Annotated in this window: 19 protein-coding genes and 1 riboswitch; of the genes, 11 read left to right on the top strand and 8 right to left on the bottom strand. The window is 53.7% G+C overall.

Annotation, left to right across the window (positions count from 1 at the left end; translation table 11 throughout):
* Positions 1-19 precede the first annotated feature (19 nt).
* The 4 genes from OGV57_RS13240 to sgrT form a co-directional block, all read right to left on the bottom strand.
* Entirely contained in the window at positions 20-1,303 is a 1,284-nt protein-coding gene (locus tag OGV57_RS13240; protein WP_003837412.1) for an MFS transporter, read from the bottom strand.
* Positions 1,304-1,361: 58 nt separating this feature from the next.
* The gene (gene idnO / locus OGV57_RS13235; RefSeq protein ID WP_016149547.1) at positions 1,362-2,126 is read right to left on the bottom strand and encodes a gluconate 5-dehydrogenase; all 765 of its coding nucleotides are present in this window, start codon (positions 2,124-2,126) and stop codon (positions 1,362-1,364) included.
* A gap of 278 nt (positions 2,127-2,404) precedes the next feature.
* Positions 2,405-3,583, bottom strand: a complete 1,179-nt coding sequence (locus OGV57_RS13230) for a sugar efflux transporter (RefSeq protein WP_032948516.1) — start codon at positions 3,581-3,583, stop codon at positions 2,405-2,407.
* A gap of 373 nt (positions 3,584-3,956) precedes the next feature.
* Positions 3,957-4,085, bottom strand: a complete 129-nt coding sequence (sgrT, locus tag OGV57_RS13225; RefSeq protein WP_003018817.1) for a glucose uptake inhibitor SgrT — start codon at positions 4,083-4,085, stop codon at positions 3,957-3,959.
* 99 nt (positions 4,086-4,184) lie between these two features.
* Here sgrT and sgrR point away from each other — a divergent pair, with 99 nt between their 5' ends.
* The 4 genes from sgrR to thiQ all read left to right on the top strand — a co-directional run bounded on the left by sgrR (position 4,185) and on the right by thiQ (position 9,279).
* Positions 4,185-5,840 carry an HTH-type transcriptional regulator SgrR gene (gene sgrR / locus OGV57_RS13220; protein ID WP_003018820.1) on the top strand — a complete coding sequence of 552 codons (1,656 nt, stop codon included), beginning with the start codon at positions 4,185-4,187 and terminating at the stop codon, positions 5,838-5,840.
* 33 nt (positions 5,841-5,873) lie between these two features.
* Positions 5,874-5,997: riboswitch (TPP riboswitch) on the top strand.
* A 30-nt stretch (positions 5,998-6,027) separates the two neighbouring features.
* Entirely contained in the window at positions 6,028-7,011 is a 984-nt protein-coding gene (gene thiB, locus OGV57_RS13215; protein WP_032937529.1) for a thiamine ABC transporter substrate binding subunit, read from the top strand.
* On the top strand, positions 6,987-8,597 hold the full coding sequence (gene thiP / locus OGV57_RS13210) for a thiamine/thiamine pyrophosphate ABC transporter permease ThiP (RefSeq protein WP_003837403.1): 1,611 nt from the start codon (positions 6,987-6,989) through the stop codon (positions 8,595-8,597). The genes thiB and thiP overlap by 25 nt, the downstream gene beginning before the upstream one ends.
* On the top strand, positions 8,581-9,279 hold the full coding sequence (thiQ, locus tag OGV57_RS13205) for a thiamine ABC transporter ATP-binding protein ThiQ (RefSeq protein WP_054528051.1): 699 nt from the start codon (positions 8,581-8,583) through the stop codon (positions 9,277-9,279). The genes thiP and thiQ overlap by 17 nt, the downstream gene beginning before the upstream one ends.
* A gap of 44 nt (positions 9,280-9,323) precedes the next feature.
* Here the strand turns inward: thiQ and OGV57_RS13200 are convergent, their stop codons facing one another.
* Together OGV57_RS13200 and araC are read right to left on the bottom strand one after the other, a co-directional pair.
* Positions 9,324-10,091 carry a DedA family protein gene (locus OGV57_RS13200; protein WP_003837398.1) on the bottom strand — a complete coding sequence of 256 codons (768 nt, stop codon included), beginning with the start codon at positions 10,089-10,091 and terminating at the stop codon, positions 9,324-9,326.
* Between the two features lie 119 nt (positions 10,092-10,210).
* A complete protein-coding gene (gene araC, locus OGV57_RS13195) occupies positions 10,211-11,056 on the bottom strand; it encodes an arabinose operon transcriptional regulator AraC (protein WP_003018834.1) in 846 nt (281 codons plus the stop codon).
* Positions 11,057-11,395: 339 nt separating this feature from the next.
* On the opposite strand from araC, the gene araB reads away from it, so the two are divergent.
* The 3 genes from araB to araD all read left to right on the top strand — a co-directional run bounded on the left by araB (position 11,396) and on the right by araD (position 15,411).
* Entirely contained in the window at positions 11,396-13,105 is a 1,710-nt protein-coding gene (gene araB, locus OGV57_RS13190) for a ribulokinase (RefSeq protein WP_054528049.1), read from the top strand.
* Positions 13,106-13,115: 10 nt separating this feature from the next.
* Positions 13,116-14,618, top strand: coding sequence for an L-arabinose isomerase (gene araA, locus OGV57_RS13185; protein ID WP_016149540.1), 1,503 nt, complete (start codon positions 13,116-13,118; stop codon positions 14,616-14,618).
* A 97-nt stretch (positions 14,619-14,715) separates the two neighbouring features.
* The gene (gene araD, locus OGV57_RS13180; RefSeq protein WP_054528048.1) at positions 14,716-15,411 is read left to right on the top strand and encodes an L-ribulose-5-phosphate 4-epimerase; all 696 of its coding nucleotides are present in this window, start codon (positions 14,716-14,718) and stop codon (positions 15,409-15,411) included.
* Between the two features lie 40 nt (positions 15,412-15,451).
* On the opposite strand, the gene OGV57_RS13175 is transcribed toward araD, so the two are convergent.
* Positions 15,452-15,835, bottom strand: coding sequence for a DUF4751 family protein (locus tag OGV57_RS13175; RefSeq protein ID WP_044699003.1), 384 nt, complete (start codon positions 15,833-15,835; stop codon positions 15,452-15,454).
* A gap of 596 nt (positions 15,836-16,431) precedes the next feature.
* Between OGV57_RS13175 and polB the strand changes: the two genes are divergently transcribed.
* The 3 genes from polB (at position 16,432) to rluA (ending at position 22,492) form a co-directional block, all read left to right on the top strand.
* The gene (polB, locus tag OGV57_RS13170) at positions 16,432-18,783 is read left to right on the top strand and encodes a DNA polymerase II (RefSeq protein ID WP_054528047.1); all 2,352 of its coding nucleotides are present in this window, start codon (positions 16,432-16,434) and stop codon (positions 18,781-18,783) included.
* 131 nt (positions 18,784-18,914) lie between these two features.
* Positions 18,915-21,821, top strand: a complete 2,907-nt coding sequence (rapA, locus tag OGV57_RS13165; RefSeq protein WP_048216841.1) for an RNA polymerase-associated protein RapA — start codon at positions 18,915-18,917, stop codon at positions 21,819-21,821.
* A gap of 11 nt (positions 21,822-21,832) precedes the next feature.
* A complete protein-coding gene (rluA, locus tag OGV57_RS13160; RefSeq protein WP_048216842.1) occupies positions 21,833-22,492 on the top strand; it encodes a bifunctional tRNA pseudouridine(32) synthase/23S rRNA pseudouridine(746) synthase RluA in 660 nt (219 codons plus the stop codon).
* A gap of 95 nt (positions 22,493-22,587) precedes the next feature.
* On the opposite strand, the gene djlA is transcribed toward rluA, so the two are convergent.
* Complete coding sequence (gene djlA / locus OGV57_RS13155; protein ID WP_003845702.1) at positions 22,588-23,403, bottom strand: co-chaperone DjlA; 816 nt, start codon at positions 23,401-23,403, stop codon at positions 22,588-22,590.
* A 255-nt stretch (positions 23,404-23,658) separates the two neighbouring features.
* Here djlA and lptD point away from each other — a divergent pair, with 255 nt between their 5' ends.
* Complete coding sequence (gene lptD / locus OGV57_RS13150; protein ID WP_048216843.1) at positions 23,659-26,016, top strand: LPS assembly protein LptD; 2,358 nt, start codon at positions 23,659-23,661, stop codon at positions 26,014-26,016.
* Positions 26,017-26,043 lie beyond the last annotated feature (27 nt).

The following is a 26,043-nucleotide window of genomic DNA, read 5'->3' as shown; positions in this document are numbered from 1 at the left end:
CTGCACTCCTCGCTCAACCTTAACGCGTTACCATCTCAGCCGACGGCGACGTGGTTTCATTTTGCGCACGAACGCAGTACATCAGCACCACCGATGACAGCAGAGCAATCGCCATGAAGGTGTAGGAGACGCCCGGCCCGCCGGTCACGCCGTTGAGGTAACCCACCAGCCACGCGCCGAGGAATGCCCCTAACGCGCCAAAACTGTTGATCATTCCCATCGACACGCCGGAGACGTTGCGCGGCAGCAGTTCGGGGATCAGCGCGAAGAACGGTCCGTAAGGCGCATACATACAGGCAGCGGCAACGACCAGCAGCGCGTAAGAGAGCCAGAAGGACTGGTTGCCCAGCATCCACGAGGCAAAGAACGCAATGGCAGCAATCAGCAGCAGCGGCCAGATAAACAGCTTACGGTTCTGGTATTTATCGGACAGCCAGGAAACCGTCAGCATCAGGCAGATCGCCGCCAGATACGGCACTGCCGCCAGCCAGCCCACCGCCACAATATCCATCTGCGCCGCGTTTTTCAGAATCGACGGCATCCACATCATGAAGCCATACACCCCGATGCTCCACAGCGCATGCACCGCGCAAAGCATAATGACGCTGCGTGAACGCATCGCTTCACCGTAGTTGCGCATCGGTTTGATGTCCCGCTGCTCGCGGTCCATCGCCTGCTGTAACGCCTGTTTCTCCTGCTCGCTCAACCAACCCGCATCCGCCGGTTTGTCGCGCACCAGAATCACCCAGCAGAAAGCCCAGATCACCGCAGGAATACCTTCAATGATAAACATTTCACGCCAGCCCCAGGCTTCAATCAGGTAGCCAGAGACAATCGACATCCACAGCACTGTGACCGGGTTACCGAGAATTAAAAAGGTGTTGGCGCGCGAGCGTTCAGTTTTGGTAAACCAGTTGCTGATATAAATCAGCATCGCGGGCATCACCGCCGCTTCGACGATGCCGAGAATAAAGCGGATCGCCATCAGCGTTGGGATATTGCTGACAAAGCCGGTCGCCGCGGCACAAAGCCCCCAGAGGATCAGGCTGTAAAAAATCATTTTACGGACGCTATGTTTAACGGCATACATGGCGCCAGGCACCTGGAAAAAGAAATATCCCAGGAAAAAGAGCGCGCCAATCAGCGAGGCCGTGCCCTGGGTGATCCCTAAATCGTGTTCGATACCAGCGGCAGCGGCAAAGCCGTAATTGGCGCGGTCGAGATAAGCTAAGCTGTAGGTAATAAAAATAATCGGCATTAAATACCACCAGCGACGCGCTGGCAGTTTTGCGAGCATATTCATACTCACTCCTTGGATTATCATTAAAGGATGAGGTTGCTTCCCGCGGCCTCGTTAGCGATCAAACAGCGGCCAGCATGCCGCCATCGACAAACAGAAGATGCCCATTCACAAAGTCAGAGGCGGGCGCAGCGAGATAAACCGCCGCGCCGATCAACTCTTCCGGGTTACCCCAGCGAGCAGCGGGCGTGCGCTGGAACAGCCAGGCGGAGAATGCTTCATCGTTAACCAGCGCGGTGGTCATGTCGGTAGCGAAATAGCCGGGAGCAATACCGTTGACCTGAATATTGTATTCCGCCAGTTCCACGCACATGCCACGGGTTAACATTTTGACCGCGCCTTTTGACGCCGCGTAGGGGGTAATGGTTTTACGACCTAATTCACTTTGCATTGAGCAGATATTAATAATCTTCCCGCGGCGGCGTTGCACCATGTAGCGGGAAACCTGCTGTGATACCAGAAAGACCGATTTCTGGTTTACATCAATCACTTTGTCCCATTCAGCCTCCGGGAATTCGGTGAAGGGATAACGACGCTGGATTCCGGCGTTGTTAATTAAAATATCAATGGCCCCAACGTCCTTTTCAATTTGCGCGATGGCGCACGCCACCTCTTCCCCGCTGGTAACATCAAATCCATAGCCAACAGCGCGATAGCCTTCGGCCACCAGTTTGTCCGCCGCCGCCTGCGCCCGCTGCTGGGTAATGTCGTTAATAACAATCTCAGCACCGTGCGCCGCCAGACCGCTGGCCAGCAGGTTACCAATGCCCTGAGCGGAACCGGTAATCAGCGCGCGTTTACCGGTCAGGTCGAATAGGTTTTTCATGAAAAAACTCCTTTTTTGATAACTGTTACGCGTAACTGTATACGCGTAACAGTAGAAAAAAGAAGATCCAGAAAGAGGAAAATGATCGTTATGTGATCAACGTTACATTTACGTGCAAGATAAAAAAAGAGGGATAGGCCTGATAAGCGTAACGCGTTCAGGCCGTAGGGACAGGTTGCCTGATGGCGGCGTAAACGCCTTATCCGGCCTACAAAAACGACAAAAACTAATGCAAAATATCGCCAGTCCGGGCACTGCGACGCCAGGACTGCGCCGGACTAAACGTCCTTCACCCGCCCGGTCATCCACAGCGTAACCACCGAAATCACCGCAATCACCCAATAGACGGCATAGTGACCGTAGCTTTGCGCAACTGCCCCCTGAATCACCCCTGCCAGAATGACTCCCGTTGAAATACTGTTGGTAAATAATGTGGTCGCTGACCCCGCACGTCCGGGCATCAGATCCTGAAACCACAGCATGCCTATCCCGGCGATAATACCGATAAATACCGCGTTAAACAGTTGCAGCACCAGCAGCGCCGTACGGCTGTGAAAGAAGATCAAACCAATATAAAACAGCACGCCTGCCGCTACGGCCGCGATCATCATTCGCCGTTTACCAAAGCGCTTCACGTAATAGCCTGCCAGAATCATCGCCGGAATTTCCAGCCCAGCCGCCGTCCCCATCAGGATCCCGGCCAGCTTGTCCGGCAAGCCCAGTTCAAGACTTATCCACAGTGGCATATCAATGATGTACATGGTGTTGCAGGTCCACATCAGCGTGGAGGCAATAAACAACATACGCACATTTTTGTCCTGCCAACCGCCGGTCTGTTCCAGCGGCACGTCTACAGGCTGCTCCACCCGCGCGACAGACGGCAGTATCAGCGCAATCAGCACCAGGCTAATGGCAAAAATCCCTGCGGCAATGGAAAACATCGCCGTAAAGCCGTAATTCAGCGCCAGCATGAATGCCAGTGGCGGTCCTATCACCCAGGCCAGCGAAAGCTGCGCACGCATCACCGAGCTAAACATCACCACTTCACGCGCGGAGTTATCAGCATATTCTCGCGCCAGCGCAAACAGCTGCGGCATGGCGGTGTTCGCCAGCGAGGCCAGCAGCACACCGCAGGTGATCAGCGTGAGATAGTGGCGATTAAAGGCAAACAGCAGCGCATTGCCAATTGCCATCAGACAGCAGAACATGATCAACTTACGCCGATCGCCCTGGCTGTCGGATCGTTTCGCCAGGCCAAGGCTGACGACGATCCCGACAATCGCATTGACGGTGTAAAACAGCCCGACCCAAAATGGCTGCGCCCCGACTTCACGGCTCAGGAACAGACTCAGAGTGGGTGCCTGCAATGCCCCCGCCACGCCCATCATAAAAGCGACCAGCATAAATGCCGCGTAAACGCCGTTGAGGCGCCGTCCCATGGTCATAATCCAGAGCATATCTTTCCTTTTAAGCGCAGCTGAAACGAAAAAAGCCAGCAGATAATACCTGCTGGCGGGTGAACGAGGCTGTATCCTGCCATTATATCTGGCATCGACGCTGGGTAAAAAACGCATAATCCAGGCGGAGGGCGCTGGGTATAGAAATCTATTCCCAAGCCTGACAACGCAGAGTATGCGTTTTTTACACGCGTCCCGGAGGGCTGGGGCCATTTTTTCACATAGCTGTGTTGCTCACACCCTATTTGGTTCACCAAATTTCACTGTTCGCGCCTTGCCATGTGAAAAAATAGCCACCAGCGATGCTCAGATATAATGGCAGGATACAGCCTGCACCAATACTCAGTCACACATGATGTCTGCAATTTCCAATTCAGGAGTCAGATGTCATCTCCCACTGCATCAGCTCTTCGAGCATCTTTAAGCGCTGCGGTGCGCTCAGGCAAGCCAACCAGGACGATTTTTCCGTCGTGGTAAAGTACTTCAACCAGAACTGACGCATAGATGACCCCTTCGTTGTCTCATCGCTTCATCGGAATCTATTATTGGCTTAATATAGGGATTATAAAATTGCTGAGTTTTCCGCAGGAGTTCCCCTTTTATGTCTTCTGGTCGTTTGCAACAACAGTTCATCCGTCTGTGGCAATGCTGTGACGGCAAAACGCAAGACACGACGCTCAACGAGCTGGCGGATCTGCTGAGCTGCTCGCGCCGCCATATGCGTACGCTGCTTAATACCATGCAGGATCGCGGCTGGTTAACGTGGGAAGCTGAAGTTGGACGAGGTAAACGCTCGCGCCTGACATTCCTCTATACCGGGCTGGCGCTCCAGCAGCAGCGCGCGGAAGACCTATTGGAACAGGATCGCATCGATCAACTGGTGCAACTGGTCGGTGACAAAACGGCCGTACGGCAAATGCTGGTCTCCCATCTGGGTCGCAGCTTTCGCCAGGGTCGGCATATCATGCGCGTTCTCTATTACCGCCCCATGCACAACCTGCTCCCCGGCACGGCATTACGCCGCTCCGAAACCCATATCGCCCGGCAAATCTTCAGCGCCTTAATTCGGGTAAATGAGGAAAATGGGGAACTGGAAGCGGACATTGCCCATCACTGGCAGCAAATTTCACCTTTACACTGGCGATTCTTCCTGCGTCCGGGGATCCATTTTCATCATGGCCGCGAGCTGGAAATGGCAGATGTTATCGCCTCACTGATGCGCATTAACAGCCTGCCGCTGTACTCACACATCACGCAGATCGTCTCTCCCACGGCCTGGACGCTGGATATCCATCTGGCCCAGCCAGACCGCTGGCTTCCCTGGCTATTGGGGCAGGTCCCCGCCATGATCCTGCCGCGAGAATGGGAAACGCTAAACAACTTCTCCAGTCACCCGATTGGTACCGGTCCGTATGCGGTAATACGAAACACCAATAACCAACTGAAAATTCATGCATTTGATGATTACTTTGGCTACCGGGCCCTGATCGACGAAGTTAACGTTTGGGTATTACCCGACATCGGAGAAGAGCCTGGCGGCGGGTTGACGCTAAAAGGTCCCACAGAGGATGAAAAGGCGATCGAAAGCCGCCTCGAAGAAGGTTGCTACTACCTGCTGTTTGATGCGCGTAGCCACCGTGGAGCTAACCAGGAGGTCCGCGAATGGGTAAGCCGCATTCTCTCGCCAACGAATTTAATCTGCCACGCCGACGAACAGTACCAGCGACTGTGGTTTCCCGCGTATGGTTTACTCCCCCGCTGGCATCACGCAAAACCCGGCCATGGTGAAAAACCCGCCGGGCTGGAAACGCTGACTATCACTTACTATCGCGATCACATCGAACACCGGATTATCGCGCAGATAATGAAGACATTGCTCGCGCAGCATCAGGTGCAGTTGAATATTCAGGAGATCGACTACGATCAATGGCATGCAGGTGAAATCGTCAGCGATATCTGGCTCAACAGCGCCAACTTTACCCTACCGCTCGACTTCTCACTGTTCGCCCATTTGTGCGAAGTCCCGTTGCTGCAAAACTGTATCTCGCGGGACTGGGAAAACGATGCGGCTCGCTGGCGAACGGGCGAAATGAGCCTGGCTGCATGGTGCCAACAGCTGCTCGCCACAAAGGCCATTGTGCCATTAATCCACCACTGGCTGATCATTCAGGGACAGCGCAGTATGCGCGGGCTGCGCATGAATACCCTCGGCTGGTTTGATTTTAAATCGGCGTGGTTTGCTCCGCCGGATCCTTAATTGCTGCTAAGCAACAAAATCATTACACTAACGCCGTTCTCAACGGGGTGCTAAATAAAAACATACACAAAATCATTCGATCTGCGTATGGGCTGAGAGATACCCGTCGAACCTGATCCGGATAATGCCGGCGAAGGGATTTGAGGCTTATCTCAAGTCCTTTGCCACCCAACTCTTGAGGTGCAAAGTGTTTAAAAAATGTCTTCCGCTTTTACTGCTGTGCGCAGCGCCTGTCTTCGCCAAACCTGTACTGACCGTCTATACCTACGACTCGTTCGCAGCTGACTGGGGCCCGGGCCCAACAATCAAAAAAGCCTTTGAAGCTGACTGCAATTGCGAGCTGAAACTGGTCGCGCTGGAAGATGGCGTCTCGCTGCTTAACCGCCTGCGCATGGAAGGAAAAAACAGCAAAGCCGACGTCGTGCTGGGTCTGGATAACAACCTTCTGGAAGCCGCCACACAAACCAAACTGTTTGCCAAAAGTGGTGTAGCAAACGACACCGTTAACGTACCCGGCGGCTGGAAAAACGATACCTTCGTGCCGTTTGACTACGGTTATTTCGCCTTCGTTTATGATAAGAACAAGCTGAAGAATCCGCCCAAAAGCCTGAAAGAACTGGTAGAGAGCGACCAAAAATGGCGCGTCATTTATCAGGATCCACGCACCAGCACGCCAGGTCTGGGTCTGCTGCTATGGATGCAGAAAGTCTATGGTGATAAAGCGCCAGAGGCGTGGCAGAAACTGGCAGCCAAAACCGTCACCGTCACCAAGGGCTGGAGCGAAGCCTACGGCCTGTTCCTGAAAGGTGAAAGCGATCTGGTGCTCAGCTACACCACCTCTCCGGCCTATCACATCATCGCCGAGAAAAAAGACAACTACGCCGCCGCTAATTTTAGTGAAGGCCACTATTTGCAGGTGGAAGTCGCCGCCCGCACCGCGGCCAGCAAGCAGCCGGAACTGGCCGAGAAATTCCTGAAGTTCATGGTGTCTCCGGCATTCCAGAATGCGATTCCGACCGGCAACTGGATGTATCCCGTGACGCAAGTCGCCCTGCCGTCAGGATTCGAGCAACTGAATAAACCGACCACCGCGCTGGAATTTACGCCACAGCAGGTTGCGGCTCAACGTCAGGCATGGATTAGCGAATGGCAACGCGCCGTCAGCCGTTAATCCCCGGCTGGCTGGTTCCAGGGCTTACCGCCGCCACGCTGATGGTGGCCGTTGCCCTGGCCGCGTTTCTGGCACTGTGGTTTAACGCCCCACAGGGAGAGTGGTTCTCGCTGTGGCAAGATGACTACCTGTGGCACGTGGTGCGCTTTTCTTTCTGGCAGGCTTTTCTATCCGCTGTGCTGTCGGTTGTCCCGGCGATTTTCCTTGCCAGAGCGCTCTATCGTCGCCGTTTTCCAGGACGTCTGGCGCTGCTGCGCCTGTGCGCCATGACGTTAATCCTGCCGGTGCTGGTCGCGGTCTTCGGTATTCTTAGCGTCTATGGTCGTCAGGGCTGGCTGGCCTCACTCTGGCATGTCTTCGGGCTGGAATGGACCTTTTCGCCTTACGGTTTGCAGGGCATTCTGCTGGCGCACGTCTTTTTCAATCTGCCAATGGCCAGCCGTCTGCTGTTGCAGTCGCTGGAGAATATTCCCGGCGAACAGCGACAGTTAGCCGCTCAACTCGGGATGCGCGGCTGGCATTTCTTCCGTTTTGTTGAATGGCCGTGGCTGCGTCGTCAGATACTGCCCGTCGCAGCACTCATCTTTATGCTGTGCTTCGCCAGCTTCGCCACCGTTCTGTCGCTGGGCGGCGGGCCACAGGCCACGACCATCGAGCTGGCTATCTATCAGGCGCTGAATTTTGATTACGATCCTGCCCGCGCAGCCATGCTGGCGTTGATCCAGATGGTTTGTTGTTTGGCGCTGGTGCTTCTCAGTCAACGTCTGAGCCGCGCGATTGCTCCCGGTGCTACCCTGGTACAAGGCTGGCGCGATCCTGACGATCGCCTGCACAGCCGACTGACTGACGCAATCCTGATTATTCTGGCCCTGTTGCTGTTGCTGCCGCCGCTGCTGGCGGTGATTGTCGATGGCTTAAACCGCCATGTTCTGGATGTACTGATGCAGCCAGTGCTGTGGCAGGCGCTGGGAACCTCGCTGCGCATCGCATTAGCAGCAGGAGCGTTATGCGTCATACTCACCATGATGCTGTTATGGAGCAGTCGTGAACTTCGTGCACGACAGCAGGTGCTGGCAGGTCAGATGCTGGAACTGAGCGGCATGATGATCCTCGCCATGCCGGGTATCGTGCTGGCAACCGGCTTCTTTCTGCTGCTCAATAACACTATTGGGCTTCCCGAATCTGCCGACGGCATTGTCATTTTTACCAATGCGCTGATGGCGATCCCTTATGCTTTGAAGGTGCTGGAAAACCCAATGCGTGACGTCACTGCGCGCTATAGTATGTTGTGCCAGTCGTTGGGCATTGAGGGATGGTCGCGCCTGAAAGTGGTTGAACTGCGCGCCCTGAAGCGCCCGCTGGCACAGGCGATGGCGTTTGCCTGCGTGCTGTCGATTGGCGATTTTGGCGTAGTGGCGTTATTTGGTAATGAGGATTTCCGCACCCTGCCGTTTTATTTATATCAGCAGATTGGCTCTTATCGCAGTCAGGATGGCGCAGTTACGGCGTTATTACTGCTGATCCTGTGCTTTACGCTGTTTACCGTTATTGAGAAATTGCCGGGTCGAAATGTTAAAACTGATTGATATCACATGGCTTTATCACCATCTGCCCATGCGCTTTACGCTGTCGGTCGCGCACGGTGATCAGATAGCGATACTCGGGCCCAGCGGCGCCGGGAAAAGTACGCTACTGAATCTGATTGCCGGCTTTCTCACGCCTGCCAGCGGTAACATGGTGATTGACGGTGAAGATCACACCACAACACCACCCTCGCGCCGTCCTGTTTCTATGCTGTTTCAGGAAAACAACCTGTTCAGCCATCTGAGCGTACAGCAAAACATCGGCCTGGGCCTGAATCCTGGATTGAAGCTTAACGCATCGCAGCGGGAGAAAATACTTCACATCGCCCAGCAAATGGGGATCGACTCTCTGCTGGAACGCCTCCCCGGTGAACTTTCCGGCGGACAGCGGCAGCGCGTGGCGCTGGCGCGTTGTCTGGTGCGGGAACAACCTATTTTACTGCTTGATGAACCGTTCTCTGCACTTGATCCCGCGCTGCGCCAGGAGATGCTAACGCTGGTGGCCGAAGTCTGTCGCGAGAAGCAACTGACGTTACTGATGGTTTCCCACAGCGTAGAAGATGCGGCGCGAATTGCGCCCCGCTCGATTGTGGTCGCCGACGGGCGCATCGCCTGGCAGGGCGATACGGACGATCTGTTAAGCGGCAACGCTAGCGCCTCGGCGCTATTGGGCATTAAAGCATAATGCGTTGCCGGATAAGGCGAAGCCGCCATCCGGCAAAAGATTCGTCAGTAACCCACGACTTTACGCAGAATATCGATATACACCGGCATCAGTGGATGGCGCAGTAACGCCACCAACGCAACCACACCGATCCCGAGCGTCAACGGCGCCAGATACAGCAAACGGCTGCGGGGGAAATACGCCGTTAAGCGATCAACAGCCGCTTTGCCACTGCGCCATAGCCGCCAGCAAAACCAGCCGCCCACCCAGAGCAACACCGCCGTCGCCAGCAGCAACCATTTGAAATCCCCGCTCTGCATATCAGAAGGAATATCAATTGCCGCCCCCGCCAGGATCCCCGGCAGGAAGTAGAACGGTGGCCACAGCACGCAGCCGATAATATTCGGGACGATAAATTTAGCGACAGGCAGATCCAGCATGCCTGCTACCATCGGCACCAGCGGACGCGTCGGTCCGACAAAACGCCCCACCAGAATAGTAAACATGCTGTGCTGATGCAGGGCGTGCTCGGTTTTATCCAGCAACGCCTTGTTCTTTTTCATGAACGACCAACGGTGCAATGGCTTTTTAAAGCGCCAGCCCAGCCAAAAAGAGATCCAGTCCCCCAATAAGCAACCTATAATGCCCGCAAGCCAGGCATGCCAGAAGTTCAGTTCGCCGCTGCCAATCAGCGCCCCCAGCCCCGCCATCATCACGGTCCCGGGTAGAATCAGGCCAACCAGCGCCAGCGACTCCAAAAAAGCCACCAGAAGTACGGCGATCAGAGAGTACAGGGCGGACTGGAGAATAAAGTGTTCCAGCAATGCTTGCATAATGTGTCCGTCAAATTTACGAAGCAGGGATTTTGATAACCCCTCTCAACTTCGTCAAGCCATCAATTGTCTGAATAGATTGCGAGTTATGACAACTTTCAGGATACATCATTCACTTTTTATTCACATCCAGCGCGAAACTCGCTCGGACTGGCGCCGGTACATTTTTTGAAAACACGAGAGAAATAGAGCTGGTCGTCAAAACCAACATTGCGACCTACGGTGGCAATGGGCATACGTGTGGTACTCAGTAATAGCTTCGCCTGGCTGATGCGCTGGTCCTCGCGCCAGCTTAATACGCTGATACCTAACTGCTGACGGAACAGATGCGACAAACGGGAAGGCGACAGGCAGACGTGCTGCGCGACGCTGGCGATATCAAAATTGCTGTCCGCCAGGTGATCGCTGATGTACTGGCAGGCATCGCGGACGCGGTTGTCCATGGGCGGGTGTAGCGATTCATTGATGGCTTCCATACGTCGGAGCAACAACTGTTCCAGTAAATTAATCGCCAGCAGTTCGGAATAACGACCTTCTCCCTGCCCGGCGTTAATTATCTGCCCAAACAGCTCGTTAAAATGCGGCTGATGCGCTTCATCCGGGCGGAAAAAACCGGTCTGGGCAAAAATGGCTGGCCAGGTCAGCCACTCCTGCCAGTAGGCGCGCGGGCGAAAGTAAACCCACTGGTGATACCACTCGCTGGCGTCAGGGTGGCGTCCGTAGTGGTGAATTTCTCCTGGTGGAAACAACAGAATATCGCCAGGCCGACAGACAAACTGCTTGCCCTGATTATTGATAACCCCTTCACCACGGATGGTGAGATTGAGGATATAACCCTTCATACCCAGCGGCCTGTCGATAAAAAAATCCAGGTATCCGTTCGCCTCAATGGGGGTTAATCCGGCCACCAAATGCGCGTTAAACGAATAACCTGGCAACAGGGGATCGTTTTGCGTTTCAGCCATAATTTCAATACTCCCTATGTCCTGCCAAGAAACAATTTGTCCATATTACGCCAGACATCATCGCTGTCGCCCCTGCGGGCCGCTGTATTTGCGGTAATGGACCACCAATCCCGCTTGTGAAAAGCTCTTTGTAAAAAACATGTACTACGCCAACGTCAAAATCGGCTAACAAAAGTGTCTATAACTACGGCAGAAATGTCCACATTGATTATTTGCACAGCGTCACACTTTGTGATGCCACAGCATTTTAATCCATAAGATTAGCGGATCCTGCCTGACGGTTTTTATCGCTACTCACTACTGTTTATCCATACCCGTATTTTTGGATGGAGTAAGACGATGGCGATTGCAATTGGCCTCGATTTTGGTAGTGATTCAGTACGCGCTTTGGCGGTGGAATGTGCCACCGGCGAAGAGATCGCCACCAGCGTTGAGTGGTATCCACGTTGGCAGGAAGGGCAGTATTGCGATGGCCCAAACAACCAGTTTCGCCATCATCCGCGCGACTACATTGAATCCATGGAAGCGGCGCTGAAAACCGTATTAGCCGAACTGAGCGCTGAACAGCGCGCGGAAGTGGTCGGGATCGGCGTTGACAGTACCGGCTCAACCCCGGCGCCCATCGATGCAGACGGTAACGTACTGGCACTGCGTCCGGAGTTCGCGGAAAACCCGAATGCAATGTTTGTCCTGTGGAAAGATCACACCTCAGTAGAAGAAGCCGAAGAAATCACCCGCCTGTGCCACACACCGGGCAAGATCGATTACTCCCGCTATATCGGTGGTATTTATTCCAGCGAATGGTTCTGGGCCAAAATCCTGCATGTAACTCGTCAGGACCATGCGGTAGCCGAAGCTGCGGTCTCGTGGATTGAGCTATGCGATTGGGTTCCGGCCCTGCTCTCCAACACCGTACGCCCACAGGATATTCGTCGCGGTCGCTGCAGCGCCGGACATAAATCCCTGTGGCATGAAAGCTGGGGTGGTCTGCCGCCAGCCAGTTTCTTTGACGAACTCGACCCCATCCTCAACCGCCATCTGCAATACCCAATGTTTACTGATACCTTCACCGCGGATCTGCCGGTTAGCACCCTGTGCGCCGAGTGGGCACAGCGCCTGGGGCTACCGGAAAGCGTGGTGATTGCAGGCGGTGCTTTTGACTGCCATATGGGCGCGGTTGGCGCAGGCGCACAGCCTAACACGCTGGTGAAAGTCATCGGCACGTCGACCTGCGACATTCTGATTGCCGACAAACACAGCGTTGGCGAACGCGCGGTGAAAGGCATTTGCGGCCAGGTTGATGGCAGCGTAGTGCCTGATTTTATTGGCCTCGAAGCTGGCCAGTCCGCATTCGGCGATATCTATGCCTGGTTTAGCCGCGTGCTGAGCTGGCCTCTGGAACAGCTTGCCGCACAGCATCCGGAACTGCAGCCCCAGATTAAAGCCAGTCAAAAACAGCTGCTGCCTGCACTCACTGAAGCCTGGGCTAAAAATCCATCACTGGAGCATCTCCCGGTGGTGCTCGACTGGTTCAACGGTCGCCGTACGCCCAATGCCAACCAGCGTTTGAAAGGGGTAATTACCGATCTGAACCTGGCAACTGACGCGCCAGCGCTGTTCGGTGGGCTGATTGCCGCCACGGCCTTTGGCGCACGCGCCATTATGGAATGCTTCACCGAACAAGGCATTGCGGTTAACAACGTAATGGCGCTTGGCGGTATCGCGCGCAAGAACCCGGTCATCATGCAGGCCTGCTGTGACGTGTTGAACCGCCCGCTACAGATTGTCGCTTCAGACCAGTGCTGCGCACTCGGTGCGGCTATCTTCGCTGCCGTTGCCGCGAAAGTACACGTCGATATCCCAGCCGCTCAGCAGCAAATGGCAAGCGCCGTGGAAAACACGCTGCAACCTCGCCCAGAGCAGGCTCAACGTTTTGAACAACTCTACCGCCGCTATCAGCACTGGGCGGTAAGCGCTGAACAACAATACCTTCCGACTGCCGCTCCGGCGCAACAAACCCCGGTAGACCTGGCAACCCTGACACATTAAGGACACGACAATGACGATTTTTGATAACTATGAAGTGTGGTTTGTGATTGGTAGCCAGCATCTGTATGGCCCTGAAACCCTGCGTCAGGTAACCCAACATGCGGAGCACGTCGTTAACGCACTGAATACTGAAGCCAAACTGCCCTGTAAGCTGGTATTAAAACCGCTGGGCACTTCCCCTGACGAGATTACCGCTATCTGTCGTGACGCTAACTACGACGATCGCTGTGCAGGGATGGTGGTCTGGCTGCATACCTTCTCCCCGGCCAAAATGTGGATCAACGGCCTGACTATCCTTAATAAACCGCTACTTCAGTTCCACACCCAGTTCAACGCCGCCCTGCCGTGGGACAGCATTGATATGGACTTTATGAACCTGAACCAAACCGCGCACGGCGGTCGTGAGTTCGGCTTTATCGGCGCACGTATGCGTCAGCAGCACGCCGTGGTCACCGGTCACTGGCAGGATAAACAAGCGCATGAACGCATTGGCTCCTGGATGCGCCAGGCCGTGTCCAAACAGGATACCCGCCACCTGAAAGTCTGCCGCTTTGGCGACAACATGCGCGAAGTTGCGGTCACAGATGGCGATAAAGTCGCTGCGCAGATCAAGTTCGGCTTCTCGGTAAACACCTGGGCCGTGGGCGATCTGGTGCAGGTCGTGAACGCAATTAGCGACGGCGAAATCAACGCGCTAATCGATGAGTATGAAAGCACTTACACCATGACGGCGGCGACGCAAGTCCACGGTGAAAAACGTCAGAACGTCCTGGAAGCGGCCCGTATTGAACTGGGGATGAAGCGCTTCCTGGAACAGGGTGGATTCCACGCCTTCACCACCACATTTGAAGATTTACACGGCCTGAAACAGCTTCCGGGTCTGGCCGTACAGCGTCTGATGCAGCAAGGCTATGGCTTTGCGGGCGAAGGCGACTGGAAAACCGCCGCTCTGCTTCGCATCATGAAGGTGATGTCAACCGGTCTGCAGGGCGGCACCTCATTTATGGAGGATTACACCTACCACTTCGAGAAAGGCAACGATCTGGTACTCGGTTCGCACATGCTGGAAGTTTGCCCGTCCATCGCGGTGGAAGAGAAACCGATCCTCGACGTACAGCACCTCGGCATTGGTGGTAAAGACGATCCCGCCCGTCTGATCTTCAACACCAAAGCCGGCCCGGCCGTGGTTGCCAGCCTGATCGATCTCGGCGATCGTTTTCGCCTGCTGGTTAACTGCATCGACACGGTACAGACACCGCACTCCCTGCCGAAACTGCCTGTAGCTAACGCGCTGTGGAAAGCTCAACCCGATCTGCCGACCGCATCTGAAGCCTGGATCCTGGCCGGCGGCGCGCACCACACCGTGTTCAGCCACGCGCTGGATCTGAACGATATGCGCCAGTTCGCTGAAATGCACGATATCGAGATCGCGGTGATCGATAACGATACCCGCCTGCCGGCCTTTAAGGACGCGCTGCGCTGGAACGAAGTGTATTACGGGTTCAAACGTTAATTGTCGAAACGGATTGCCCGGTGGCATTTCATTTACCGGGCCTACAAATCACCGTAGGCCGGATAAGCGAAGCGCCATCCGGCATTCAGGAGTTAACATGCTAGAAGATCTTAAACGTCAGGTACTGGAAGCCAATCTGGCGTTGCCTAAGCACAATCTGGTCACCCTGACCTGGGGGAACGTCAGCGCCGTCGATCGCGAGCGCGGCGTGTTTGTGATTAAACCTTCCGGGGTCGATTACAGCGTAATGACCGCAGACGATATGGTGGTAGTCAGTATCGCCACGGGTGAAGTAGTCGAAGGCCAGAAGAAGCCCTCTTCCGACACCCCAACGCACCGACTGCTGTATCAGGCATTCCCGACCATTGGCGGTATTGTTCATACCCACTCGCGTCACGCGACAATCTGGGCGCAGGCGGGTCAGTCGATTCCGGCCACGGGTACCACCCATGCGGACTATTTCTACGGTTCGATTCCCTGCACACGGAAAATGACCGACGAAGAAATCAACGGCGAATATGAATGGGAAACCGGCAATGTGATCGTTGAAACCTTTGAGAAACAAGGTATTGACGCCTCGCAGATGCCTGGCGTGCTAGTGCACTCTCACGGTCCGTTTGCCTGGGGAAAAAATGCCGAAGATGCAGTGCATAACGCCATCGTGCTGGAAGAAGTCGCCTACATGGGGATCTTCTGTCGCCAGCTCGCGCCGCAATTGCCAGATATGCAACAAACCCTGCTAGATAAGCATTACCTGCGTAAACACGGTGCTAAAGCCTACTACGGGCAGTAACCTTTATATAAGCGCGTTTTGATCGTCGCGCGCTTTATTTCTACTCGGCTATATATTCAGCAAAAGCACTTTGATAAACACAGTTATTAGAAGAAACATACTCAATCACATTGTCATAATTCCCATGAGTTTCCTCTCCTTCCAGTGAATGGAAGAAAATATAATCTGTTATCGTTGACTGCCATTTCTGCCCACACAACAAATAATTAATTACCGTATCACGATGACCATTTCTTCTGTCATGCCCCTGCCAGTGAAAAAAAGCGTTTCCACTTTCAATTATTTCAGTCCGCCAAATTTGTCCGGTCCATGTTTTGTACTCAATATATTTGCTCACAGTTTTAATTAATGGGTTTGATAGCTGAGTATTAACAAATAGATAGTGCTGGTATCCAGGCAAAATTGCCTGAGTATAAACATTCATAAAAACTCCATCTCATCACTTTCCCGGATATGTATTAAGAAGCACCCGAACAGTAAGCTGAAAATAAATTATACCCCGAGATAAAAACCAAATTCTACAGAGAGATTCCCGACGAATTCGAACTGAAAATCCGTTTCTATTCGGCAATAAACACGATTAAATATATATTATATTTAAAACTCATATCCGGATGCTTCGAATAAAATCTTTACATCAACCATTAATAAACACAAATAAAAAAAGTAACTTTTCCTGAATCCGAGAAAGATGTAGCAAAAATAAATAAGCACAAATCCGAAAAACAGCAAACATCCGATAATGAACTTTATAATATCAATTCAATACATAACCCAGATGGACAATCGCCATTTAAAACAACAGCCACACCAATAAAATAGTTCACTGCAACTCGTCTTAGGCACGATATTCATATATTAAATACGAAGATAACCCAGGCTGACACAACACATTTTTTACTCAGAGACGCTTTTTACTCCAGCGGGTACCGCGTCTTACGCCGAATAACTGTACAAAATAACAGTACAATCATGTAAACCAGGCTATAATAGTGTCTGGCTTTTTGACGGATACACAGCGTGGCGCAGGCAGGCTTTATTCTAACCCGACACTGGCGGGACACTCCGCAGGGAACTGAGGTCTCATTCTGGCTGGCTACAGACGATGGGCCGCTGCAGGTCACGCTTGCGCCTCAGGAGTCAGTCGCGTTTATTCCCACCAGTCAGGTTCCTCGCGTCACGTCATTATTACGCACTGAAAACGGCTATCGCCTGACGCCTCTTCAGTTGCAAGACTTCCACCGCCAGCCCGTTTCCGGCCTGTATTGCCGCTCACATCGCCAGCTTATGCGGCTGGAAAAACTGCTGCGCGAAAACGCAGTCACCGTCTACGAAGCTGACGTACGGCCGCCGGAGCGGTATCTGATGGAGCGCTTTATCACCTCCCCTGTTTGGGTCGAAGGCGACAGACATGACGAAATGCTGGTTAATGCCCGCCTGAAGCCGAACCCTGACTATCGACCACCGCTAAAATGGGTATCGCTGGATATCGAAACCACGCGCCACGGCGAACTCTACTGCATCGGTCTTGAGGGCTGTGGGCAGCGTATTGTCTATATGCTCGGCCCGGCAAACGGTGATGCCTCTGCGCTGGATTTTGAACTTGAGTACGTTGCAAGCCGCCCGCAGTTGTTGGAAAAGCTCAATGACTGGATTGCCCGTCACGATCCTGATGTGATAATCGGCTGGAACGTCGTGCAATTCGATTTACGCGTCCTGCAAAAGCACGCCGAACGTTACCGCATTCCCCTGCGTTTTGGTCGTGACAATAGCGAGCTGGAGTGGCGCGAGCATGGCTTCAAAAACGGCGTGTTCTTCGCGCAGGCTAAAGGTCGCCTGATTATCGACGGCATTGAGGCGCTCAAATCCGCATTCTGGAATTTCTCGTCATTTTCGCTGGAGACGGTGTCGCAGGAGCTACTGGGCGAAGGGAAGTCAATTGATAATCCCTGGGACAGGATGGACGAAATCGATCGCCGGTTTGCCCAGGATAAGCCCGCGCTCGCCACCTACAATCTCAAAGACTGTGAGTTGGTTACGCGTATTTTTCATAAAACCGAGATCATGCCATTTCTGCTGGAGCGATCGACGGTCAACGGTCTGCCGGTCGACCGGCACGGTGGTTCAGTTGCCGCCTTCGGACATCTCTACCTGCCACGAATGCACCGGGCGGGGTATGTGGCACCGAACCTGGGTGAAGTCCCCGCTCACGCCAGCCCCGGTGGCTACGTGATGGACTCGCGCCCCGGCTTATACGACTCGGTACTGGTGCTGGATTACAAAAGCCTGTACCCCTCAATAATACGTACTTTTTTAATCGATCCGGTGGGGCTTATCGAAGGAATGGCGCAGCCGGATCCGGAGCACAGCACCGAAGGGTTCCTTGACGCCTGGTTCTCACGTGAAAAGCACTGCCTGCCGGAAATCGTGACCCGGATCTGGCATGGTCGCGATGAAGCAAAACGCCGCGGCAATAAGCCGCTCTCGCAGGCGCTGAAAATCATCATGAACGCATTTTACGGCGTGCTGGGAACCACCGCCTGTCGCTTTTTCGACCCGAGACTGGCCTCGTCCATTACCATGCGCGGCCATGCGATCATGCGCCAGACCAAAGCGCTGATTGAAGCTCAGGGTTACGACGTTATCTATGGCGATACCGACTCGACCTTTGTCTGGCTGAAAAAGGCGCACTCAGAAGATGATGCCGCCCGGATTGGCCGTGAGCTGGTGAGCTACGTCAACGACTGGTGGGCGCAGTCGCTGAAACAACAAAAATTGACCAGCGCGCTGGAGCTGGAATTTGAAACCCATTTTTGTCGCTTTCTGATGCCGACCATTCGCGGTGCAGATACCGGCAGTAAAAAACGCTATGCAGGGATGATTCAGGACGGTGCTGAGCAACGTATGGTGTTTAAGGGACTGGAAACGGTACGAACCGACTGGACGCCGCTGGCCCAACAGTTTCAGCAGGAGCTATACCTGCGAATTTTTCGTAACGAACCTTATCAGGAGTTTGTTCGCGAGACTATTGACCGTCTGATGGCCGGTGAAATGGATGAACAACTGGTGTACCGCAAGCGCCTGCGCCGCCCGTTAAGCGAATACCAGCGAAATGTTCCACCACACGTGCGTGCCGCGCGACTCGCCGATGAGCAGAATGTAAAGCTGGGGCGTCCACCGCAGTATCAAAATCGCGGAACCATAAAATATGTCTGGACGGTCAATGGCCCAGAACCTGTTGATTATCAGCTATCTGTGCTCGATTACGAGCATTATCTGACACGCCAGATCCAACCCGTTGCCGAAGGAATTCTTCCCTTTATTGACGATAATTTTGCTACACTACTCACAGGGCAACTGGGGTTATTTTGACGCGTGACGAAACCGTCGCCATCCAGTACCATAGCGCCCTTTCCATTCCTGGACCCCAATACACTTGCTGCCACTTTACTCTGGCAGAGGGTGAGTATTGCCTGCAACTAAAGATATAGAGCCGAACATATATGCCTTTTACACTTGGTCAACGCTGGATCAGCGATACAGAAAGCGAATTGGGACTTGGTACCGTTGTCGCCATGGATGCGCGAACCGTCACATTACTTTTCTCATCGACGGGCGAAAACCGTCTGTATGCGCGCAGTGATTCCCCCGTGACCCGCGTGATGTTCAATCCAGGCGATACGATAACAAGCCATGAAGGCTGGCAACTGCATGTCGATGAAGTAAAAGAAGAAAACGGCCTGCTTGCCTATATCGGAACCCGCCTGGATACCGAAGAAACCGGTGTCATGCTGCGTGAAGTACTACTCGACAGCAAACTGGTATTCAGCAAACCACAAGATCGCCTGTTTGCCGGCCAGATTGACCGCATGGATCGCTTTGCTCTGCGCTATCGCGCGCGTAAATTTCAGAGCGAACAATACCGTATGCCGTGGAGTGGTTTGCGTGGTCAACGTACCAGCCTGATTCCTCACCAGCTGAACATTGCCCATGATGTTGGCCGTCGTCATGCCCCTCGCGTTTTACTGGCAGACGAAGTGGGTTTAGGTAAAACCATTGAAGCCGGGATGATCCTGCATCAACAGCTGCTGTCAGGCGCCGCAGAGCGCGTGCTGATCATCGTGCCGGAGACATTACAGCACCAGTGGCTGGTCGAAATGCTGCGTCGCTTCAACCTGCGTTTTGCCCTGTTTGATGATGAGCGTTATGCAGAAGCGCAGCACGACGCCTACAACCCGTTTGAAACCGAACAACTGGTCATCTGCTCGCTGGACTTTGCCCGTCGCAGTAAACAGCGCCTGGAGCATCTGTGTGACGCCGAATGGGATCTGCTGATCGTCGATGAAGCGCATCACCTGGTGTGGAGCGAAGACGCGCCCAGCCGCGAATATATGGCCATTGAACAACTGGCAGAACGTGTGCCGGGCATCCTGCTGCTAACCGCTACACCGGAGCAGCTGGGCATGGAAAGTCACTTTGCTCGTCTGCGCCTGCTGGACCCCAGCCGTTTCCACGATTTCGCCCAGTTTGTTGAAGAGCAAAAAAATTATCGTCCGGTCGCCGACGCCGTCGCTATGTTACTGGCAGGCAACAAGCTGAGTAATAGTGAGCTGAACATGTTAGGCGACATGATTGGCGAGCAGGACATTGAACCGCTATTGCAGGCGGCAAACAGCGACAGCGAAGATGCCCAGAGCGCGCGTCAGGAGCTGGTTTCGATGCTGATGGACCGCCATGGCACCAGCCGCGTGCTGTTCCGTAACACCCGTAATGGTGTTAAAGGCTTCCCAAAACGCGAGCTGCACACCATCAAGCTGCCGCTGCCGACCCAATACCAGACGGCGATTAAAGTCTCCGGCATTATGGGTGCGCGTAAAAGCGCGGAAGACCGGGCGCGCGATATGCTCTACCCGGAACAGATTTATCAGGAATTCGAAGGCGATACCGGCACCTGGTGGAACTTTGACCCGCGCGTGGAATGGCTAATGGGCTATCTGACCAGCCACCGCTCGCAAAAAGTATTAGTTATCTGTGCAAAAGCCACCACCGCGCTTCAACTGGAGCAGGTTCTGCGCGAGCGCGAAGGTATCCGCGCTGCCGTGTTCCATGAAGGGATGTCGATCATTGAGCGTGACCGCGCCGCAGCCTGGTTTAGCGAAGAAGATAGCGGCGCCCAGGTAATGCTGTGTTCTGAAATCGGCTCCGAAGGGCGTAACTTCCAGTTCGCCAGCAATCTGGTGATGTTTGACCTGCCGTTCAACCCGGACCTGCTGGAACAGCGTATTGGCCGTCTGGACCGTATTGGTCAGGCGCATGATATTCAGATCCACGTCCCGTACCTGGAAAAAACCGCACAATCCGTGCTGGTGCGCTGGTACCACGAAGGTCTGGATGCGTTCGAACACACCTGCCCGACCGGCCGTACCATCTACGACACGGTCTATAACAATCTGATCGGCTACCTGGCTGAACCAGAAAATACCGATGGCTTTGACGATCTGATCAAAACCTGTCGCGAACAACATGACGCGCTGAAAGCTCAGCTGGAGCAAGGTCGTGATCGTCTGCTCGAGATCCACTCTAACGGCGGTGAAAAAGCGCTGGCACTGGCTGAGAGTATTGAAGAACAGGACGATGATACCAGCCTGATCGCCTTCGCCATGAACCTGTTTGATATCGTTGGTATTAATCAGGATGACCGTGGTGACAATTTGATCGTGCTGACACCGTCCGATCATATGCTGGTGCCAGATTTCCCTGGATTGCCGGAAGATGGCTGCACCATTACGTTTGAGCGTGATGTCGCTCTGTCGCGTGAAGACGCTCAGTTTATTACCTGGGAGCATCCGTTAATCCGTAATGGTCTGGATCTTATCCTCTCTGGCGACACCGGCAGCAGCACCATTTCGTTGTTGAAAAACAAAGCATTGCCGGTTGGAACTCTGTTGGTTGAGCTGGTGTATGTGGTTGAAGCGCAAGCGCCGAAACAGCTGCAGCTGAACCGCTTCCTGCCGCCAACGCCGGTACGTATGCTGCTGGATAAAAACGGCAATAACCTCGCTGCACAGGTTGAGTTCGAAACCTTTAACCGCCAGCTCAGCGCCGTTAACCGCCACACCGGCAGTAAACTGGTCAACGCCGTGCAGCAAGACGTTCATACTATTCTGCAACTCGGTGAAGCGCAGGTGGAAAAATCAGCCCGCGCGCTGATCGACGCGGCGCGTAAAGAAGCGGACGAAAAACTGACTGCGGAACTCTCCCGTCTGGAAGCGCTGCGTGCCGTTAACCCGAACATCCGTGATGACGAACTCAGCGCAATTGAAAGCAACCGTCAGCAGGTGATGGAAAGCCTGGATCAGGCGGGCTGGCGTCTGGATGCCCTGCGCCTGATCGTCGTGACGCATCAGTAACGGAGCCATACATGGGGATGGAAAACTACAATCCGCCGCAGGAACCCTGGTTGGTCATCCTGTATCAGGATGAGCACATTATGGTGGTCAACAAGCCGAGCGGTTTGTTGTCTGTGCCGGGTCGTCTGGATGAGCACAAAGACAGCGTGATGACGCGTATTCAGCGCGACTATCCGCAGGCTGAATCCGTCCATCGTCTGGATATGGCCACCAGCGGCGTGATTGTAGTCGCGCTAACCAAAGCGGCAGAGCGCGAGCTAAAACGCCAGTTTCGCGAGCGCGAACCGAAAAAACAGTATGTGGCACGCGTCTGGGGGCATCCCGCTCCGGCCGAGGGTCTGGTTGATTTACCGCTGATTTGCGACTGGCCGAACAGGCCAAAGCAAAAAGTGTGTTATGAGACCGGGAAATCAGCGCAGACAGAGTATGAAGTAGTGGAGTTCGCGGCGGATAACACCGCCCGGGTCGTGCTTAAACCGATTACTGGACGCTCCCACCAGCTGCGTGTGCATATGCTGGCGTTAGGGCATCCAATCCTCGGCGATCGCTTCTATGCTACGCCCGAAGCGCTGGCGTTGGCACCCCGCCTGCTGCTGCACGCCGAGATGCTAACCATCACGCATCCCGAATACGGCAACAGTATGACGTTTAAAGTCCCGGCGGATTTTTAAATTCTGAGCCAATTTATGCCGGGGGCGCTTCGCTTGCCCGGCCTACATTCATTACCGTAGGCCGGATAAGGCACTAGCCGCATCCGGCATAATTATTATTTAAAGCCTTTTTGTTCTTTGATTAACTCGTAAGCCTTCTGGATTTCCTGCGCTTTTTGCTTCGCCATTTCCATCATCTCTGGCGGCAGACCTTTCGCGACCAGTTTGTCCGGATGGTGCTCGCTCATCAGCTTACGGTAAGCGCGCTTTATGGTAGTCGCATCATCGGTCGTTTTCACACCCAGCACATTACAGGCGTCTTCCAGCGTCGGGCCGCGTTGCGCCTGCTGCCAGCCACCGCCGCCAGACTGCTGCTGATATCCGCCGCCAAACTGTGCGCCGCCCTGCATCATGCGCAGGAACTGATCAAATTGGGTACGTGAGATCCCCAACTCTTCAGCAATCACATACAGCACTTCACGCTCATTAGGATGTAACGACCCATCGGCAAATGCCGCCTGGATTTGAATTTCCAGAAACATGCGGATCAGATCGAATCGACCAAAACAGACGCTGCGAAACTGACGCATCTTTTCACGTAATGGATAATTATCCGATTTTCCTACCCGGAAGGCGTGTTGTGCAGCCGTTCGCGAGTCACCGTGCAAATTCATCCGATCCATCAACTGGCTGGCGATATGAATATCGGCTTCCGTGACGCGACCTTTGGATTTGGTCAGATGTCCCATCACCTCAAAAGTGGTGGCAAAAAACAGCGCCTGGCGTTCACGTTGGTTGGCAAACCACGCCATTTTGCGCATGCGGGCTTTGTCGAACATGTGGCCAACTAACAGCCCCAGAACCACACCCCAGAAGCCGCCACCCATCATTAAGGCCACGGCTACACCAATTATCTTTCCCCAATACTGCATAGACTCCCCAAATCTTTATGCTCTCAGCCAGGCTATGTCCCACAATATAAGGTGCTTTTACCGATTTACGGCTGCGGTCAATTGTGGGACATCGCCTATAATTTGCATTATCATACCTGTCATTCAATGCCGTGCCTAACACCACGGATGCCTAAATGGGCAGGATTAACACTAGCGCAGTGAAGATGAGATAAGTTAGGCTGTGACCGTTTGTCACGCGCGACGCTACTGATGATGGAACAATAAATACAACGTATGAAAAAACGTATTCCCACTCTTCTGGCCACCATGATTGCCAGTGCCCTCTATAGCCATCAGGGCCTGACAGCCGATCTCGCCTCACAGTGTATGCTGGGCGTGCCGAGCTATGACCGTCCTCTGGTACAGGGCGAGACTAATGAATTACCCGTCACCATCAATGCCGACAACGCTAAAGGGAATTATCCCGATGACGCGGTGTTTACCGGCAACGTGGACATCGCACAGGGTAACAGCCGCCTGCAGGCCGACGAAGTACAGCTTCATCAGAAGCAGGCTGAAGGCCAGCCGGAGCCAATACGTACCGTCGATGCGCTGGGCAATGTCCATTATGATGACAATCAGGTTATTCTGAAGGGGCCGAAGGGTTGGTCGAATCTGAATACCAAAGATACCAACATCTGGGAAGGTGATTACCAGATGGTGGGCCGTCAGGGACGCGGGAAAGCCGATCTGATGAAACAGCGTGGGGAAAACCGTTATACCATTCTGGAAAACGGTAGCTTTACCTCCTGTCTGCCAGGTTCCGATACCTGGAGCGTCGTCGGTAGCGAGGTGATCCACGACCGTGAAGAACAGGTCGCAGAGATCTGGAACGCCCGTTTTAAACTGGGTCCGGTTCCGGTCTTTTACAGTCCTTATTTACAGTTACCCGTCGGCGATAAGCGCCGTTCCGGTTTTCTGATCCCGAACGCAAAATATTCCACCAATAACTATTTTGAGTTCTACCTGCCGTATTACTGGAACATTGCGCCCAACATGGACGCCACCATCACGCCACATTATATGCACCGTCGTGGCGGGATCATGTGGGAAAACGAATTCCGCTACCTGACGCAAGCAGGTGCGGGCCTGATGGAGTTCGACTATCTGAACTCCGATAAAGTGTATGAGGACGAACATCCGAAGGATGACAATTCACGTCGCTGGCTGTTTTACTGGCAACACTCTGGGGTGATGGACCAGGTGTGGCGTTTCAACGTTGACTATACCAAGGTCAGCGACACCAGCTACTTTAATGATTTCGATAACAAATACGGTTCCAGTACCGACGGCTACGCCACGCAAAAATTCAGCGTCGGCTACGCGGTACAGAACTTTGATGCCACAGTTTCGACCAAGCAGTTCCAGGTCTTCGACGCGCAAAACAGTAACAGCTACTCTGCGCAGCCGCAGTTAGATGTCAACTACTACCAGAATGACGTTGGTCCGTTTGATACCCGTATTTATGGTCAGGCGGTGCACTTCGTTAACACCAACGACAACATGCCGGAAGCGACGCGCGTTCACCTTGAACCGACCATCAATCTGCCATTGTCGAACAACTGGGGAAGCATCAATACCGAAGCAAAACTGCTGGCAACGCACTATCAGCAGACTAATCTGGATTGGTACAACAGCAACCCGCAGAACACCAAGCTCGATGATTCAGCTAACCGCGTCATGCCGCAGTTTAAAGTTGACGGCAAGATGGTGTTTGAGCGCGACATGCAAATGCTGGCGCCGGGTTATACCCAGACGCTGGAGCCGCGCGCGCAGTACCTGTACGTACCGTATCGCGACCAAAGTCATATCTATAACTATGACTCGTCCCTGCTGCAATCCGACTATAGCGGCCTGTTCCGTGACCGTACCTATGGCGGTCTGGACCGCATTGCCTCCGCCAACCAGGTCACGACTGGGGTCACATCTCGCGTTTATGATGACGCAGCCGTTGAACGTTTTAATATATCCGTGGGTCAAATCTACTATTTCACCGAGTCTCGCACCGGCGATGACAACATTAAATGGGAGAATGATGATAAAACGGGCTCACTGGTATGGGCGGGCGATACCTACTGGCGCATCTCCGATCGCTGGGGGTTACGCAGTGGGATCCAGTACGATACCCGTCTGGACAGCGTTGCAACCAGTAGCAGCAGTATCGAATATCGTCGCGACGAAAACCGTATGCTGCAGTTGAACTACCGTTATGCCAGCTCGGAGTATATCCAGGCTACTCTGCCGTCTTACTACTCTACGGCAGAGCAGTATAAAAACGGGATCTCACAGGTGGGCGCAGTGGCAAGCTTCCCAATCGCCGACCGTTGGTCGATTGTTGGCGCTTACTACTTCGATACCAACGTGAACAAAGAAGCAGATTCAATGCTGGGGCTGCAGTACAACTCCTGCTGTTACGCCATTCGCTTCGGTTACGAACGTAAGCTGAACGGCTGGGATAACACCCAGAAACACGCGATTTATGACAACACGATCGGCTTTAATATCGAACTGCGCGGCCTGAGCTCCAACTACGGTCTCGGCACCAACCAAATGTTGCGTTCAAACATTTTGCCGTATCAAAGCTCTTTATGATCTGATTGATTTACAACGTAATCCGCA

The organism is Citrobacter sp. Cf087 (assembly GCF_030334285.1).
Taxonomy (GTDB): domain Bacteria; phylum Pseudomonadota; class Gammaproteobacteria; order Enterobacterales; family Enterobacteriaceae; genus Citrobacter; species Citrobacter freundii.
This window is presented reverse-complemented; position numbering and strand designations above follow the sequence as displayed.